The organism is Mucilaginibacter angelicae, from assembly GCF_042434235.1.
In the GTDB taxonomy this organism is placed as follows: Bacteria; Bacteroidota; Bacteroidia; order Sphingobacteriales; family Sphingobacteriaceae; genus Mucilaginibacter; species Mucilaginibacter angelicae.
Genome location: NZ_JBHLTS010000078.1, coordinates 235970 through 253812, shown reverse-complemented (window position 1 = coordinate 253812; position 17843 = coordinate 235970). Strand labels below are relative to the sequence as shown.

Here is a 17843-nt window from a genome sequence, read left to right as displayed (position 1 = left end):
AATATGATCAGTTTTAAAATACATAGACTTGTTATTGCTGATAGCCTCGTTGTAAAACGCTGGCTATTTGCTTTGCTAATGCTTTTAAGCTTGCAAAATGCATCTGCACAAACAAGACGAGGCATAAAAACTTTTTGCAATCCTATTAACCTGCCGTACAATTTCCAGACCGACGGGGTTATGCGGCGGGAGGCTGCCGATCCTACAATTGTCCTTTATCAAAACAGATACTGGCTGTTTGCTTCTAAACAAAAAGGGTATTGGTATTCTGCCGATATGCTGGACTGGAATTTTGTTAAGCCTGAAGGTTTGCCGCTTGATGTTTACGCGCCATCCATTGCAGTAGTTAACGGAAAACTGATCTTTTTCGGCGGGAATAATACAGGCGCTTTCACTACTGATGATCCTTTGGAAGGTAAATGGGTTAACATCAATGGCTACGCTCCCGGCTGTACCGATCCGGCGCTGTTCCAGGATACTGATGGTAAAGTTTATCTGTATAATGGCTGTTCAGATGTAAACCCGATTCAGTACGTGCAATTAGACGCCAAAACATTTTTACCCATTGGTGAACACGTTCCTCTCTTCAATTCAAATACTATAAAACATGGCTGGGAAGTGCCAGGAGATACCAACGGCGAGCAAAATGCCAAACCCTGGATAGAAGGATCATACATGAATAAAATAGGCGGCAAATATTACCTGCAATACGCCGGTCCGGGTACACAATTTAAAACTTATGCGGATGGTGTTTACGTAGCCGATAAGGCAACCGGGCCGTTTGTATATGCGTCATACAATCCTTTCTCATTTAAGCCAACGGGTTTTATAACCGGCGGCGGTCATTCGGCAACGTTTGCAGATAAGTATGGTGAATACTGGCATATTGCCACAGGTACTATATCTGTGAGGCATATGTTTGAGCGCAGACTTGTACTTTTTCCAACGTTTGTTACCGGGGACGGGCAACTGGTTACCGATACCTACCTGGGCGATTATCCCCAATATGCGCCCGGTACATTTAAACACAATCTGCTTAAAAAGTCTCCGCCATGGATGCTTTTATCCTATAATAAAAAGGCCACAGCATCATCGGTCCTTGATGCTACAGGTAAACAAAACTTTGATATCGGTAATGCCTTTGATGAGGAAATCCGTACCTGGTGGTCGGCCAAAACTGGTAATGCAGGCGAATGGCTTAGTGTTGACATGGAAAAGGTGTGTACGATTAATGCTATACAGGTGAACTTTGCCGATGAGGGCGCAAAAGCTGAAGCGTTTACAACATTTTATGGATATGGTTATCAATATTTGATTGAAGCATCTGTTGATGGAAAAGCTTGGAACATTCTTATTAACAAGAAAAAGGTTGAAGAGACCCCACATGATTATACGCAACTTTACAGATCAGTAAAAGCACGTTATATCCGGATCACTAATGTGTACAGTCCGGCTAACAGTCTATTCTCATTATCAGACCTTCGTGTTTTTGGAATAGCTCCCGGCATTAAGCCTGCATTGGTTAAACATATTTTGGTAGCCCGGAATATCACTGATCGCCGTTCGGTGCACCTTGAATGGGATGCTGCTAAAGGAGCCGAATTTTATATTGTAAGATACGGCATTGCTCCCAACAAACTTTACTCCAGCTACCAGGTTTACAAAAATACAGGTCTTGATATCAACTCATTGAATACTGATGTTGATTATTACTTTACGGTTGATGCCGTAAATGCTACAGGAATAACCTTTGGTAAAGCTCCGCTCAAAAAATATTAATTAATAGCAGGGCAAATCTTCAAAAAGCCCTGCTGTTAATGTTTTATTAATCACTTATTAGTTTCCCCGCATAGTTTTAGCCTCTGATAAACCGGGCCGGATTTGTATATCCGGATAAACAATCGATTGTATCGGTAAATGTTAACCTTACCAATTATAAATTTATGAAGCAAAAGAACGCCTATGTATTGGTTCTTTTAGTAATCACTTTTTGTTCATTTAATACCCCTAAACCTAAGTTTAAGCTTCCGTACAAGGATGCATCGCTACCGGTTGAAAAGCGTGTTGCTGATTTGCTGAGCCGCATGACCACTGCCGAAAAAATCCGCCAGCTGGATATGTATTGGGGGCATGAGGTTGCCAACATGCAGGGGCACGAAGCGGTTTCCATGTCGGATAGTGTAAGTATCAATATAGGTACTGAAGGCGTCGGCTCTGTTCATGACCTGTATCCGCTAACAGCTGATGTAAGCAACCAGATTCAGCGTTATGCTGTTGAAAAAACACGCCTTGGTATCCCGGTACTTTTTATTGAAGAAGGCCTGCATGGTTATGAAGGTTTGGGCAGCACCACTTTCCCAAGCCCGATGGCGCTGGCCGGGGCCTGGGATACTACTAATGTACATAAGGCAGGCCGTATTATAGCAACAGAGATGCGCGCGCATGGGGTTGCCATGGTATTAGGCCCGGTACTTTGCCTCCCGCGCGACCCGCGCTGGGGACGTGTTGAAGAAACTTATGGTGAAGATCCTTTTTTATCGGCAGCTAACGGTGTTGCCATGGTGAAAGGCCTGCAGGGAAATAAACTGAGCGATCATAACGCGGTTTTATCTGAGCCAAAACATTTTGCTGTGCACGGGGTCCCCGAGGCAGGCAGTAACACAGCACCTGTTAACATGGGGGAGAGGGAAGCACGTTCATCTTTTTTATATGTATTTGAAAAAGCCGTTAAAGAAGGCGGTGCTATGGGTATGATGGCAGCTTACAGCGAAATTGACGGAATTCCCTGCGTGGATAACCGTTGGCTGCTGAAAGATGTGCTGCGCGGTGAATGGGGCTTTAAGGGTTTCGTTTTGTCTGATTTAGGGGCTATCAAAATGTCGCTCATCAACCACCAGGTAGCAACTGATGCAGCCGATGCACTGGCGCAGACTTTTACTGCCGGTATGGATATGCAGTTTTATGATTTTCCGCATGTGCCATTTCAACAGGCTATGAATAAAGCTTTGGCAGGAAAAAAACTATCAATGACAGATTTAAACAGGGCTGTATCAAATGTACTGCGGGTGAAATTTATGCTGGGTTTGTTCGATCATCCTTATATAGATGTCGACCTGTTGAAAAAGGTAAATCACACGGAAGAGAGCCACGCTGTTGCCCTGAAACTGGCACAGGAAGGGATCAGTCTGCTGAAAAATGAAAATAACGTATTGCCGCTTGGGCCTAATGTGCATTCGGTGGCGGTTGTTGGGCCGTTGGCCGAAAGCACATACCTGGGCGGTTATGCCAATAAGCAAGGCAAGGGTGTTGCCATATTAGATGCTTTGAGGCAAAAGGCAGGTAATAATCTCGATATTAAATTTGAAACCGGTTATACAGCCGATACATCTGCTGCAAAACAAACCGAAGATCTTGAAAAAGCGATAAATACTGTTAATCAATCGGATGTTGCGGTGGTTGTTTTGGGTGAAGATATTAATGAAGTAGGCGAGGGTAAAGACCGCGCCAATCTCGACCTGAACAAACAGCAAAGCCGCCTGATTGAAGCTGTTTATAAAACGGGCAAACCCACGGTAGTGGTATTGTTTAATGGCAGGCCATTATGTATCAATTGGGTTGCCAAAAAGATCCCGGCTATTGTTGAGTCATGGTTTTTAGGCGAAACCGGCGGGTTGGCTATTGCCGATGTGTTATTGGGTAAAGTAAATCCTTCAGGTAAATTGCCGATGAGTTTCCCGCGTTCGGTAGGGCAGATCCCATATTACTATGATCATAAACCGACCTCGAGGCACGTATATGTCGACCAGGATACTTCGGCCTTATTTCCTTTCGGACACGGATTAAGCTATACCTCATTTGAATATTCCGGCCTGAAAATATCGCAGAAACAAATTCCGCTTAGCGGTTCCGCAAACGTTAGTGTTACTATCAAAAACACTGGCAAAGTTGAAGGCGAAGAAGTAGTGCAGCTTTATTTACGCGATGCCATTGCCAGCGTTACCACCCCGGTTAAATCATTGAAAGGTTTTAAAAGGATCAACCTTAAACCGGGTGAAAGCGGTACTGTACAATTTAAAATAGATAACAAGGAACTGATGCTCTGGAACCGCCAAATGAAACAGGTTGTTGAACCGGGTGAGTTTAAAGTGATGGTGGGCAGCTCATCTGAAGACATCAGGTTGAGAGGGAGTTTTTACGTGAAATAAATTATTAGATGTGCAGATGTGTAAATTTCAGATGTGCAGATGTTTGGAATGAGCATAATTACAATATCCCGGAGCATACCAAACATGAGTCCGGTGTTTAGTTGATGATTACCATGATATTTTGGTAACCGGTGTGCCTGGGGTGAGATACAGGCACACCTTTTTTGTATTCCATCAGGCAAACTCCCCCTTTAGGGGGCTGGGGGCAGTGACTAAAGCTCCTTCAAAAAACCCAGCAATGCAATGGCAACACCTGCCAACACCGCTATCATCTTGCGCATATTAAAACGGTGATCAGCACTTGATTCAAAAAGTATGGTAGTTGAAATATGCAGGAAGATGCCGATAACCACACCCATGATCCTGTTAAAATAATGCTGCAGATTGCCAATGTTTCCGCTGCTTAGTGCATCGCTGAAAAAGTAACCGGCAGGTGCCATTATCGCGAATACCGCCACGAAGAATATAGTTTTGTTTTTACCTTGCTTGTTGGTTAGCAGCACCGTTGCCAACGCGAATGCTGCGGGAATATGATGTAATGCAATACCATAAACCAACTGGTCCTGATTGCCTTGTGCAAGGGGCATGCCTTCTAAAAATGCATGAAGACAAAGACTTACCATGATGCCTATAGGAAAAACAGCCAGATCATGTGAGTGTTTGTGCATGTGGCCGTGTTCAATCCCATCCGAAAACTGTTCAAGCACGATCTGGAACAGGAAACCGATCAAAATAAATACGCCTACATAGTTATCATTGCCATGATAAGCATCGGGTATGAGGTGTAAAACCGTAATCCCAAACAAATAAGCCCCGCTGAACGACAGCACCAGCTTCAGTGTTTTGTGGTTGTCGCCCTTAAATAAAAATACAGAAGTACCGCCAAAAAAGGCAGCAAAGAAAAGCAGCAGAATTTTCCAATATCCCATTAAAAGGCAGGTTGTAATTTTTTAAACAATAATGAAAACAGCCATCCCACAAAGGCGCCATATAAAGCGCCGCATATCACATCTACAGGGAAATGCACGCCTACATATACCTGCGCAAAGCAAATGCTGCCTGCCCATAGTATAGCCCAAAGCCAAACCCACTTCCATTTTCTGCAAAATACAAAGCCAAGAAATATCGCCATGGCAAAATGATCAGTAGCATGGGTTGACGGAAAGCTGTACCCGCTGCCGCAGGGAACACGGCTAATATCGGTTACAGATACAACCGGGTCACGACAGGGACGTAAGCGCTGGATGTTATGTTTCATGATGACCCCGCTGGTAAAATCAGCAACACCTGCCGATGCCGCTAACAGTACGATAATTATGGCACCGGTTTTTTTATATCGCCATAAACAAAAAGCGATGATGAAAATATACAGCGGGATCCAGAATTTAGGATTGCGCAGCAAGGGCATGATCCAGTCAAAAAACGAGTTGGACAGGTCGTGGTTAATGAAATAAAATAAATGCCGGTCGAGATTTAAAAGATAGTCGGGCATTGTTTCTATTATAGATGGTTGTTTGTTGTAATTTCCAAAGTTATCAATTCGCTTAAAAAATCCTTCAAGTTTTAATACTTAGGCTTCGTATTATCCCGTTAAGCATAAAATAATGCGCAGGAATGACAAATGAAACAATACTATACAGTATTAACAAACAATAAATTAATCAGGGCCTTGTGTGCAAGCGTTTGCGCAATTCCTTAAAACAATAGGCATTTGTAGCTTATATTTTTTACTTTTACCACACCAAAAACACAGCATTTTGACATTAATAAAATCTATTTCAGGGATACGCGGCACCATAGGTGGTGCTGTTGGCGATGGTTTAACACCGCTTGATATTGTAAAATTTACTTCGGCCTACGGATCATGGGCTGTAAAAAAATCCGGAATTAAAAAGATTGTAGTAGGTCGTGACGCCCGTTTGTCGGGTACTATGGTAAATAACCTTGTAATTGGTACGCTGCAGGGTTTAGGTATTGATGTAATTGATCTTGGTTTATCAACCACGCCAACTGTTGAGGTTGCCGTTACCGGCGAGCAGGCAGCAGGTGGCATTATCCTTACCGCAAGTCATAACCCCAAGCAATGGAACGCTCTTAAGCTGCTTAATGCCAATGGCGAATTTATAAGCGATGCCGATGGCAAAGAAGTGCTTGAAATTGCCGAAAGCAGTGATTTTAAATATGCTGATGTGAACGATTTGGGTAAAGTTACCCATGATGACAGCTGGCTGCAAAAACACATTGACCTTGTACTGGCCCTGCCATTGGTTGATGTTGAAGCAATAAAGAATGCCAACTTTAAAATAGTAATTGATTGCGTAAACTCAACAGGCGGTATTTTTGTACCTGCTTTACTGAAAGCTTTAGGCGTTGAAACCGTTCACGAATTGTATTGTGAACCCGATGGTAATTTTCCGCACAATCCAGAGCCACTTCCGGAAAACCTAACTGAATTATCAAAAGAAGTGCTTGGTAAAAGAGCCGACCTTGGTATAGCGGTTGACCCGGATGTTGACCGTCTTTGCTTTGTTTGTGAAGATGGCAATATGTTTGGCGAAGAATATACACTGGTTGCCGTGGCCGATTATGTATTGAAAAATAACGTTGGCAATACGGTTTCCAATCTTTCATCAACCCGTGCACTGCGTGATGTAACCGAAAAAGCAGGCGGCGAATACCATGCAGCGGCAGTAGGAGAGGTGAACGTGGTGAACAAAATGAAAGAGGTTGACGCGGTTATAGGAGGTGAAGGTAATGGCGGGGTTATTTATCCCGAACTGCATTACGGGCGTGATGCTTTAGTTGGCATAGCGCTGTTTTTAACTCATTTGGCAAAGTATGGCAAATCTGTTTCAAGCCTGCGTTCGTCATACCCGGGTTATTTTATTTCAAAAAACAAGATCACTTTAACGCCCGAAATGGACATTGATGCCCTTTTGAGCAAGGTGGAAGAGAAATACATCAAACAGCCTCACTCAACAATTGATGGCCTTAAAATAGAATTTGATAAAGAATGGGTACATTTGCGGAGGTCAAACACCGAACCCATTATCAGGATCTACTCCGAAGGCAATTCTGAAACTGTGGCAAACGGTTTGGCCAACAAGATCATCACTGATATTAAAGAGATCTTACAACTGAAGGGTTAATTTACTGGTATAAAAATATAAGGCAGCCGGCGATAAATATCGTTGGTTGCTTGTTTATTTAATTTTACCGGGCATGTGTTTTGAAGTTACTGATCCATTAATTTATAAATTAAAAAAAGAATGCGCGTTTATTTTGATAATGCCGCCACCACACCGCTTGACCCTGACGTAATGAAGGAGATGTACAAGGTTATGGAAAACCAGTTTGGTAATCCGTCATCAATACATGCCCATGGCAGGGAAGCACGTACTTTAATTGAGCGTTCGCGTAAAACGATTGCCGGTTTACTGCATACCTCGCCGGCCGAGATCTTCTTTACATCAAGCGGTACCGAGGCCGATAATACAGCCATCAGGTGCGGTATTATTGACAATAACATTACCCACGCTATCACCAGCCCTATTGAGCATCACGCAGTGCTCCATACACTGGAAGCGATGGAGAAAGCGGGTCTAATTAAACTGAGTTTTGTAAATATTGATAACAAGGGTGCTGTAGATTACGATCACCTGGATACTTTGCTGAAAGATAACGAGCGCAGTTTTGTATCACTGATGCATGCCAACAATGAGGTGGGTACACTATCGGATATGGAGCGTGTAGGTGATCTTTGCGAAGCATATAATGCCATTTATCATTGCGATACCGTTCAAACCATGGGGCATTACCAGCACGACCTGAGCAAGCTAAAGGCTCACTTCCTGGTATGCGCCGGTCATAAATTGCATGGCCCTAAGGGCGTAGGTTTTCTGCATATCAATCATAAAATAAAAATAAAACCATTTATTTATGGTGGCGCCCAGGAACGCAACATGCGTGGTGGTACCGAAAATATTTATGGTATAGTAGGTTTGGCCAAGTCGCTTGAGCTGGCTTATGCAGAAATGGAACAGCACCAAAACCATATCCAGGGTTTAAAATCGTACATGATGGAGCAATTGATCAGCAATGTGCCGGGTGTAAGCTTCAACGGTGAAACTGATCCTGCCAAGAGTTTATATACTGTATTGAACGTAGCTTTCCCTGAAATGGAAATGAGCGATATGCTGCTGTTTAACCTTGATATTGCCGGCATCTCTGCATCGGGTGGTAGCGCCTGCAGCTCGGGCAGCGATATTGGTTCGCATGTGTTAACCGCTATAGGGGCGAGTTCATCAAGGCCTTCGGTGCGCTTTTCGTTCTCAAAATATAACACGAAAGATGAAGTTGACTTCGTAGTTGCCAAAGTTCGTGAACTTTGCGCTGTGAATGTATAAGTTTAAAGAAATGTTAAATTAAAAAGCCTTAGGAACTCAGTTCTTAAGGCTTTTTAATTTAATGAAAAAACGTCATTGCGAGGTACGAAGCAATCGCGAACTATACAGGGCGGACCTGCAAATAGGGGATTGCTTCGTACCTTGCAATGACGTTTTATTTTTTAATCTCTAAAAACCTACAACTCCTTCCTTAACCTCGCTACCGGGATGTTCATTTGCTCGCGGTATTTGGCTACGGTACGGCGGGCTATGTTGTAGCCTGCATCTTTAAGGATTTCGGTCAATTTTTCATCAGCAAGGGGATGGCGTTTATCTTCCTGGCCAATATGCTCTTCCAGGATCTTTTTAACTTCTTTGTTGGATACCTCTTCACCGCTTTCGGTTTGAATAGCTTCGGAGAAGAATGATTTTAGCAGGAAGGTACCAAATTCAGTTTGTACATATTTGGAGTTGGCTACGCGGGATACCGTTGATATATCCATGCCTATCCTGTCGGCAATGTCCTTTAGGATCATTGGCTTCAGGTTTTTGTCATCGCCGGTAAGGAAAAACTCGTACTGGTATTGCATAATGGCATTCATGGTTTTAAGCAGCGTTTGCTGGCGCTGTTTAATAGCATCAATAAACCACTTGGCCGAATCGAGCTTTTGCTTTACAAACTGAACTGCTTCCTTCAGTTTTTTATCTTTTTGGGAAGCCTTGTCATAATGCTGAAACATTTCCTGGTATGAGCGGCTTACCCTAAGTTCGGGAGCATTTTTGGAGTTAAGGGTAAGTATGAGTGTACCATCATTGTTGGTGATATGAAAATCAGGGATCACCTGCATTTGCTTGGTATTGATCTCGTTTGAATCACCAGGTTTTGGGTTAAGTTTTAAGATCTCATTAACAACACCACGCAACTCAATCGAGTTCATGTTTAATGATTTTTCAAGCTTGTCATAATGCTTCCGGGTAAACTCATCAAGATAATGCTCAACAACCTGGATTGCTTTTTTGATGATGGGATCGTTCACATCCTTTTTACGAAGCTGGATCAGCAGGCACTCCTGCAAACTGCGCGCCCCTACGCCTGCAGGGTCAAAACCCTGGATCACCTTTAGCATGTCCTCTACTTCATCATCCTCGGCCAATACGTTTTGTGAAAATGCAAGGTCGTCGGTAAGTGACATGATCGGGCGGCGCAGGTAACCGTCATCATCCAAGCTGCCTATGATCTGCTTGCCAATCATGAAATCTTTATCACTTAAAGGCAGCAGGTCCAATTGTAACTGCAGGCTTTCAAAAAATGAACTTTGTACAGCAATAGGTATTTCTTTACGCTCATCCTCATCATCGCCATTTTGGTCATAGCGCGATCCGTAATCATTTACGTTATCTTCCTGCAGGTAGTCGTCAATATTAAATTCATCCATCTCGCCCTTTTCCTCGTCGCTGTTGAAATTATCTTCATCAGGGTCGCGGTCGGGATATTGTTCTTCTGGTTCGTTTAGGTTGGTAAGGCTCAGATCTTCAAGCGCAGGGTTTTCTTCCAGTTCTTCTTTTATCCGGGTATCAAGGGAAACAGTAGGCACCTGCAGCAATTTTATAAATTGTATTTGCTGCGGTGAAAGTTTTTGTAAAAGTTTTTGTTGAAGGTTCTGTTTAAGCATAATTAAGACGTAGCCAAAAATACATCAAATTAATATTAACTAAAAATTACTTGATGTATCTGCTTTAAAGTTGTTAAATGTTTAAACCCGATTTTTGTTTTTTTAGCAAACAAAAATCTTCATAAACACTTAACTGAACTATTATTACTAACTTTAAATTAACCAAACTTAAATTTTATGGCTATAATAAAAGAATTCAAAGAATTTGCAATGCGCGGAAACGTAGTTGACCTTGCGGTAGGCGTTATCATAGGTGCTGCATTTGGTAAAATTGTTACGTCTCTGGTTACGGATATTGTAATGCCGCCAATAGGGTTGCTTACCGGTGGAATTGATTTTAAAGATTTAAAGATACATCTGAAAGCCGCGGATGCTGTTGCCAAAACCCCGGCTGTTGACATCAACATAGGTAACTTTATCAATATCGTAATCGAATTCCTGATCGTTGCTTTTAGTATATTTATAATTGTTAAAGGCATTAATGCTCTTAAGAAGAAAGAAGAAGCAGCTCCTGCAGCACCGCCCGAGCCAACCAAAGAAGAACTTTTACTTACTGAAATTCGCGATTTACTTGCTAAAAAAGCATAAAGTTCATGGTTCATAGATCATAGTTTTTAGCTTATTCTGCCTTGAACTATGATCTATGAACCATGATCAATTGGCGCTAAAACGTCTTTGGCAGCTTAGGATCGGTTACAATGATATAATCGGCCATGCCGGTAAATTTGCTCCAGTCGGGGTTGTCAAAGCTGTCATCGGCATATGTTGCTATGTTAAGCACATGCAGTTTGGGTGCATATTTTTTAAGCTGGGCTACTGTACCCAATTTCTCTTCGCTGTGAAAGCCGCCGTTTAGCTGTAATATTTTAAAACCAGGATGGCTTTTCATGAATTTCGCTATCGACCAGCCCATGGTAGCATCCCAAAGGTTTTGTGACTGATAGATCTGCATGCCCGGCATTGAAGCGTGACCTCCCATTATTTTAGCAAATTTATCGTAATAAGCTCCTGTAGCAGTATCAATAGGCAAGGGGGCAAGATAGCTTTTGGCCTGTGTGTCAAGCTGCTTTAAAATATCAAGGCCGCTACGGGTAACCATGTTGGTATAGCGGGTAGGGGCATTGGCTGCTATCACAGGCAAGTGATTAATTTTAGCCAGCTCAATTATTGCTTTGTAATCCTTGTAGTTTGGCCAGGTGCGTGCATCTGTTATCAGGTTTTTTTCGCGGATGAGTCCGGCAAGATATTCATTCAAAACCAGCTGACAATCTGTTTGAAACATCTCCATTGAAAGCGCTGTTTTTTGCGGATATTTTTCTGAGAGCTTTTTGAATAAAGTAAACTCAAGATAATGGGCTGTTGAATCATTATGCTCTTCGCCAAAAAAAAGTACATCAGCATTTGCCATGTCGTTAATGATGTCATCGGGCGAGATGAGTTTTTGTGCCGATGTATTGTATATTTTATAGTGTGTGGCAGGTAACTCCTGTGCTACGGCAATGGCCGGTAAGAATGTTATTAGTATGAAGGTGATTAATTTCATTTGCTATAATAAAGAACTGAATTTAAGCTTTGATTTTGGTTAAGAGCTATTTTGTTTAATGTTTTTTAGGTTTTATGTCATATCAATGTCAGCTATTATTCTTTAAAGATTTACGTCAATAAACTAATAATTAACCTTTGGTTTAACTGTTTGTTCACCCGGCTTAACAGTTGGCGGTTTGTTTCAGTTCATTTCGTTCATTTTTTCTGAATATTATGATATTATAAATTTAAATGCTAAGAAAGTGGCCGTTTTCCTAATGGTCTCTTTGTCTCAATCAGTAGACAGACAGTTAAAATCAGGGTAACGTTTTTTTTGTTAATTGCGATGATTTATTAACCGGCTTAGGCCACTAAACTATTGATTATTAATGAAAAAGAAACTTACCCTGTTGTGCCTGATGCTTGCATGTTCATTGCCGATCTTCGCTCAAAATATTTTTACAGCCATTCAGACCAACGATATCCCCGGGGTTAAATTTTTGCTGAACAAAAGCGCTAATGTAAATGTGAAAGACGAAAACGGCGATACGCCTTTACTTGCTGCAGTTAAAAATAACCAGGGCAGGATCATGAACCTGATACTGCAGGCTGATGTTAAAGTAGATTATAAAGATAAAGAAGGCTATACTGCTTTAATGATAGCCAGCAAAAACGGCAATGCCGAAATGGTTGATCAGTTGCTGCATTATTATCCTAATATTAATAACCGTAACAGCAATGGCGCTACTGCATTGATGTTGGCCGTAAACGAAGGCAATACAGGCGTAGTAAAAAGCCTGCTTGAGCATGGTGCAAGCACCAAAATTAAGGATAAGCAAAATAAAACCGCTGCCAATTACGCTAAGGATGCCGGCAAGGCCGAAATGCTATCATTGCTCAATAATACTTACCCGGTTACTGCCAGCCTGAAAAATAGCGGCTCATACGCTATCCCTTTTCAATAAAAATAGGAGAAGATGCTCCCGTTAAGGCGGGGCGATCTTTATAAAAGCTAACAGTCCCGGACAGGTGAATTATTGAAAAGCCTGTTCCGGGATTTTCATTTAATTGTTGACCATGATTGGTTAACCGACAGAAAATATCGCAGATCAATTAGTTATTACCAATAAAAAACTGCTAATTTGCTGTTATTGGGCAGGTGTACGCATGTTATCATAAATAAGAAAAATAGTATTTGAATTATTAAATAAAATAACTACATTTGCGCTCTTGTTTTAAAAAGACGAATAGAATAAAATATAGCCATGAAAAGAACGTTTCAGCCTTCTCAAAGAAAAAGAAGAAATAAACACGGTTTCCGTGAACGCATGTCAACTGCTAACGGTAGGAGAATATTAGCAGCCAGAAGAGCTAAAGGCAGAAAAAGGTTAACTGTTTCTGACGAAGGCAGACACAAAGCATAATTGAGGTTGCCCTGCCCTTATTTATAAGGGTTTGGAACCGCTTATCTGCTTTATCCTTCGGTTCAAAAATGGCAACTATGTATACTTTTAAAAAAGAAGAACGGTTATGTAACAAGAGGCTTATTGATAAGCTTTTTCATAACGGTTCTTCTTTTTTATGTTATCCCTTCCGGGTATCCTGGCTTGTTAATCCTGAGCCCCAGATTCATCCTGCGCAAATTCTTTTTTCCGTTCCTAAAAAGCGTTATAAGCACGCTGTCGACCGTAATTTGGTAAAGAGGTTGATGCGCGAGGCCTACAGGCTTCATAAGCAACAGCATCTTTATGATATACTGCAACAAACCGATAAAAGAATAATTGTTTCAGTAGGATATGTGGGTAAGCAAGTTGAACCATATCTTTTCATCGAAAAAAAAATGCTGAAGCTGCTTGCCCAGCTTGGTAATGAATTAACTGCAGCTGCGGTACCGGTTACGGCCAACTAATATGGAAAGCGTATGGATGTAATTGCCAGGTTTTTAAAAGCATTAGTCGGTGGGATTTTTATCATCCTGATCAAATTTTACCAATATTTTATATCTCCGCTTTCGGCTGCATCATGCCGGTATACGCCTACCTGTTCACAGTACGGTGTAGAAGCCATCAGGAAACATGGTGCTTTCAAAGGCGGCTGGTTAACTATTAAACGTATTGCCAGTTGTAATCCATGGGGCGGTCATGGCCATGATCCTGTACCATAAATCTGTAATATGAGCCTGATACTTCAAATAGAAACAGCAACAACATCTTGTTCGGTAGCACTTGCCCGCGATGGCAAAGTTTTGGATTTTAAGCAAATAAACGCCCGTAATATCCATGCCGAAGTTATTACCTTATATATAGATGAGTTGCTGAATAACGCAGGGATAAATTACAATGATCTTGATGCCATTGCCGTAAGCAGTGGCCCTGGTTCATATACCGGTTTAAGGATAGGGGTATCTACTGCCAAAGGCTTGTGTTTTGCCCTTGATAAGCCTCTTATAGCTATTGAAACACTGGAGGCTATGGCTTACGGTGTTATTAACAGTACCGGCTTTGTTGCCGATACTAATATGCTGTTATGCCCGATGATTGACGCCCGTCGAATGGAGGTTTACACGGCATTATTTGATACGGCGGGTAACAGGGTACGTGAAACAGCTGCTGATATTATTGATGAAAACAGCTTTGCCGACTATTTGAGAGATCATAAAATTCTGTTTTTTGGTGATGGCGCTGAAAAGTGCAAAAGCGTTTTAAGTGAAAATCCCAATGCTGCATTTTTGGATGATTTTATAAACTCGGCAACATATCTTACTCAAAAAGCAGCTCAAAAATTTACCGGTGGCGCTTTTGAAGATGTGGCTTATTATGAGCCTTATTACCTTAAGGATTTTATAGCCGGGAAAAAAGCGCTTTAATTATTGGTTTTAAAAATACGGCCAAACAACCGCCCGAAAAAGCCTTTTTCTCCCATTGGAATATAGCTGGCGTTCATTGGGTGCTCAATTACACGTCCAAATTTCAGTGAAAAACCCAGGAAGAGATCTGCCCCAGTATAGTTACCCACACGGTTTATTTGATTGGTATTATTCAAAGCCGCTAAAGTAAAGCGGCCTGTATTCAATAAACGCTCGGAGCCGATGAAGAATTCGGCATTAGCCGATTTTACCATGATCTGCGCGCCAAGGTTAAATAATTTATAATCATCATAGGTAGCTGATAAGGTAGCTACGAGGTTGTTTTTTTGTACCGAATTAACTAATGCGCCTGTAAAGCCGGTATCGAAAACTTCTTTTTGAGCAACAACCGTTGGGAAATACCTGAATGTTTTTTCATCATCAAGCCAGTAGCTTTTGGATACGCTTAGCTCGGCTTTGGCGTTGGTTTTGGTATTAAAGGAGGTAACCATACCGTTACCTCTGAACAAGGAATAAAATGAGTTGTAAATATTTTCCTCCCTGTGCTCGGATGTGACATCGGCTATATTTGTAGTGTTATTAAAATCAGTAATGGTTGAGCGCTTGTTCCAGTGAATGAAGCCCAGGTCTTTTATATTACCCTGTATAAGTATCCCATCCTCCGTTCGGTAAGTAGCGCCCATAGTTATTGAAGCCCCCGGATTGCGAAACGTTGGTAAAAAATCACGACCCGACAACCGCCCCGGCACATAACTCCTGTAATAACGTCCTTTCATATAAACGTCGGCATTGTCGTTGTTCGGATCTGCCAGGTCCCGGTTAATTTGCAGGCTCGACTCATCTACATCTATTTTATTATATTGAATACCCGAAAGGTAACTCAGCTTAAAGCCTATCGACAATTGTTTATCAACCTGTTCGCGGTAGGTATAACTTAGCTGATCATACATCTGCACCTTGTAATGGTTGTTGAATATATTATCGTAGTTATCCTGCGGGAAATTTGTTGGCGCGTTAAGAAAAGCTACAGATTCATCAGTGACAAGGCCCTTGCTTTCTATTCTTGTTTGGGCCGAGAAGCCCATTTCAACAGATCCTTTCAGATTGGTGAAAAACTTAAGCATTATAACATAAGCGTTACCGTTAACATTAAAATGGTTTAAAGCATTTTGGCCAATGCGCAGCGATGAGGTGTTGTAAAAAGCGGGTTTTGCAAATGCACGGCTTTTGAGCGGTCGCTGGATATCGCCTGTTATATAGAAATTAGCATCGAAATTAGGGACGAAAAAATTGAATGCTACCTGCCTGCTTGAATCGGGGATGAAAGCTCTTTGAGATGGGTTTTCAAAAGAATCATATAGCGTGCCCGTATTATATTGCGAAAACTGTTGAGCCGATACGGATAAAGAACAAAAGATTAAAAAAAGAATAGTAAAGATCTTATTCATATTATAGGTCATACCTTTACTTTGAATTTTCTTAAATATAACTCAAAGTTGATTGCCGGTAAAATTTATTACAAATTTCAATTGTAATCTTCTACGAAATCGGGCGGTTATTGTTGTGTAAACACACAATAAATTTATTTTTTTACTGTGCTTGTATCAGGAGCATTTAAACGCATACAAAAATTGGTATAGAAATTTTTATCGGATGCGGTGAGCTGGAATGCTGCACCGTAATAGTTTTTCCAGCCGGGGCTGCTGTTTTCAAAGGCATCATAAAACGGCTTTTTCAGGTCGCGCTTTAATACCTGCTGTGTGTTTTTAAAGTTGATAAAAAATGCCACGTTGCTTCTTTCGGCCAGTAAATTATCAAACTGTGTATATTGATCGGTTTTACCGATGAATTTTCGGTTGAAATAGGTATCGCTATAACTCTCCAACTCGGATACCGATGCCGCAAGTATGAGGTAATTATCAATGATCATGAAGTATGGCTTCCGGAAAACGCTGAACGCATCACCTAATAAAAAGAAAGGCAGCTTTTCGTAATTAAACTGGCCAACTTTATCATTAACCATATTACTGATGTTCATCATCAGTGGAAGCAGTTTTGAACCATCCTTAACTGAAATGATGGCAAATTTTTCAAAATAGCGTGTAGTAACTATGGCAAACTCATTGCCGAGCAGCTTTTCAAATTCGGGTTTTATGAATAAGCCTGCTTCTGATTTTACTTTGTTTAAGAGTTCATTTTTTTCTTTACCTACTCCGGCTTTATCATGCCATTGAGAAAGATCTGCCTCGAATTTTTCAGGATCTGAAACAGCAAAGCTTACACTATAAGCAGTTGTAGCGGGGAAAATATCCTTTAAATGATTTTCTACCGGTTGTTGATCTGAAAATAGATTTAAATAGCTTGTGGCGTTATTTTGCCTGGTAGTAAACCCGTTAAACATCAAAGCATCGCTTTTATAATTTAAACTTAAAGCAGCATAGGCTGGTAACAGCCTGAAGCTTTTAAAAATATCAGTGGTTTTATTCTGGAACAGCTGATCAAAAAGCGGGTTAAGCTGGTTGTAATTAATGTAAAGGTTAGCCAGTGAATTTGCGTTTTGTTGCTCGGGCAGCGGCACAAAGCCATTGTGGCCTTTATCCTGCTGGTATATGGCGCTATGATCAATAAGGTCTTTTGAAAAACTCCCCGAAAAAATATTATCTCCTTTTTGGATGATGTAAAAATGTTTGTCGATTGGTTTTATAAAGATATTGTAACCCTGGCTACCTGCTATTTGCATTGGTGATACCTGCAATACGCTTTTTGAGGCCGCGGCTAAATTGTTAAACATTGCAGCCGAAAAAGTTTTTGAAGCAGAGGTAGTTACCAATAAGTTAATATCATCATTAGTAGTAGGATGCAGCGAAATGAATATATTTTGCCCCTCAAAAAACTGGCTGAGCTGCGGTGTGGCTATAAGCAGCTTGCGTAGCGTATCAAGTTCACTTAATTTGTCGTGACCAACAAAAGCGCCCAGAAGCTGGTTGCCGGCAAAAATTTCGTAAAACCCTTTTTCGTTGTTAAACTCAAATACCGCTACAGCATTGTCAGGAATAGCATGCATAACCTGCCCGGTACGCACGCCCGGAGGACTTAAATTTTTAAAATATAATACCGTTACAAGCACGGTAGCTATAATTAAAAATATAGTGGTTACTATCAATCGTTTCATAGCAGGGAGGTGCAGCAA

The 17843-nt window shown here is 41.3% G+C and carries 16 protein-coding genes; 10 read left to right on the top strand and 6 right to left on the bottom strand.

Features of this window, described 5'->3' with window-relative positions; translation table 11 throughout:
- The first annotated feature begins 3 nt into the window (after positions 1-3).
- Positions 4-1779, top strand: coding sequence for a family 43 glycosylhydrolase (locus tag ACFFGT_RS29340; protein WP_377026078.1), 1776 nt, complete (start codon positions 4-6; stop codon positions 1777-1779).
- Positions 1780-1943: 164 nt separating this feature from the next.
- Positions 1944-4205: a glycoside hydrolase family 3 N-terminal domain-containing protein gene (locus ACFFGT_RS29335; protein WP_377026077.1), complete on the top strand. Its 2262-nt coding sequence runs from the start codon at positions 1944-1946 to the stop codon at positions 4203-4205.
- Positions 4206-4417: 212 nt separating this feature from the next.
- Here the strand turns inward: ACFFGT_RS29335 and ACFFGT_RS29330 are convergent, their stop codons facing one another.
- A complete protein-coding gene (locus ACFFGT_RS29330; RefSeq protein ID WP_377026076.1) occupies positions 4418-5134 on the bottom strand; it encodes a ZIP family metal transporter in 717 nt (238 codons plus the stop codon).
- Complete coding sequence (locus ACFFGT_RS29325) at positions 5134-5697, bottom strand: phosphatase PAP2 family protein (RefSeq protein ID WP_377026075.1); 564 nt, start codon at positions 5695-5697, stop codon at positions 5134-5136. The genes ACFFGT_RS29330 and ACFFGT_RS29325 overlap by 1 nt, the downstream gene beginning before the upstream one ends.
- A gap of 265 nt (positions 5698-5962) precedes the next feature.
- Between ACFFGT_RS29325 and glmM the strand changes: the two genes are divergently transcribed.
- Positions 5963-7354 (top strand): phosphoglucosamine mutase, encoded by a 1392-nt coding sequence (gene glmM, locus ACFFGT_RS29320; protein WP_377026074.1) that lies wholly within the window; start codon positions 5963-5965, stop codon positions 7352-7354.
- Positions 7355-7474: 120 nt separating this feature from the next.
- Complete coding sequence (locus ACFFGT_RS29315; RefSeq protein ID WP_377026073.1) at positions 7475-8611, top strand: cysteine desulfurase family protein; 1137 nt, start codon at positions 7475-7477, stop codon at positions 8609-8611.
- Positions 8612-8787: 176 nt separating this feature from the next.
- On the opposite strand, the gene rpoN is transcribed toward ACFFGT_RS29315, so the two are convergent.
- Positions 8788-10263: an RNA polymerase factor sigma-54 gene (gene rpoN / locus ACFFGT_RS29310; protein WP_377026072.1), complete on the bottom strand. Its 1476-nt coding sequence runs from the start codon at positions 10261-10263 to the stop codon at positions 8788-8790.
- 177 nt (positions 10264-10440) lie between these two features.
- On the opposite strand from rpoN, the gene mscL reads away from it, so the two are divergent.
- Positions 10441-10851, top strand: coding sequence for a large-conductance mechanosensitive channel protein MscL (gene mscL / locus ACFFGT_RS29305; RefSeq protein ID WP_377026071.1), 411 nt, complete (start codon positions 10441-10443; stop codon positions 10849-10851).
- 76 nt (positions 10852-10927) lie between these two features.
- Here the strand turns inward: mscL and ACFFGT_RS29300 are convergent, their stop codons facing one another.
- Positions 10928-11806, bottom strand: a complete 879-nt coding sequence (locus ACFFGT_RS29300; protein WP_377026070.1) for a ChaN family lipoprotein — start codon at positions 11804-11806, stop codon at positions 10928-10930.
- Between the two features lie 370 nt (positions 11807-12176).
- Between ACFFGT_RS29300 and ACFFGT_RS29295 the strand changes: the two genes are divergently transcribed.
- From ACFFGT_RS29295 to tsaB, 5 genes are all read left to right on the top strand, one after another.
- The gene (locus tag ACFFGT_RS29295) at positions 12177-12752 is read left to right on the top strand and encodes an ankyrin repeat domain-containing protein (protein ID WP_377026069.1); all 576 of its coding nucleotides are present in this window, start codon (positions 12177-12179) and stop codon (positions 12750-12752) included.
- 300 nt (positions 12753-13052) lie between these two features.
- On the top strand, positions 13053-13211 hold the full coding sequence (gene rpmH, locus ACFFGT_RS29290) for a 50S ribosomal protein L34 (RefSeq protein WP_110583460.1): 159 nt from the start codon (positions 13053-13055) through the stop codon (positions 13209-13211).
- A 77-nt stretch (positions 13212-13288) separates the two neighbouring features.
- Positions 13289-13696, top strand: a complete 408-nt coding sequence (locus tag ACFFGT_RS29285) for a ribonuclease P protein component (protein ID WP_377026068.1) — start codon at positions 13289-13291, stop codon at positions 13694-13696.
- Positions 13697-13708: 12 nt separating this feature from the next.
- Entirely contained in the window at positions 13709-13951 is a 243-nt protein-coding gene (yidD, locus tag ACFFGT_RS29280; protein ID WP_377026067.1) for a membrane protein insertion efficiency factor YidD, read from the top strand.
- A 9-nt stretch (positions 13952-13960) separates the two neighbouring features.
- Positions 13961-14653 carry a tRNA (adenosine(37)-N6)-threonylcarbamoyltransferase complex dimerization subunit type 1 TsaB gene (gene tsaB, locus ACFFGT_RS29275; RefSeq protein ID WP_377026066.1) on the top strand — a complete coding sequence of 231 codons (693 nt, stop codon included), beginning with the start codon at positions 13961-13963 and terminating at the stop codon, positions 14651-14653.
- On the opposite strand, the gene ACFFGT_RS29270 is transcribed toward tsaB, so the two are convergent.
- Positions 14650-16101 carry a DUF5723 family protein gene (locus tag ACFFGT_RS29270; RefSeq protein WP_377026065.1) on the bottom strand — a complete coding sequence of 484 codons (1452 nt, stop codon included), beginning with the start codon at positions 16099-16101 and terminating at the stop codon, positions 14650-14652. The genes tsaB and ACFFGT_RS29270 overlap by 4 nt on opposite strands.
- Before the next feature lie 134 nt (positions 16102-16235).
- Positions 16236-17825, bottom strand: a complete 1590-nt coding sequence (locus ACFFGT_RS29265; protein WP_377026064.1) for a hypothetical protein — start codon at positions 17823-17825, stop codon at positions 16236-16238.
- Positions 17826-17843: the final 18 nt, after the last annotated feature.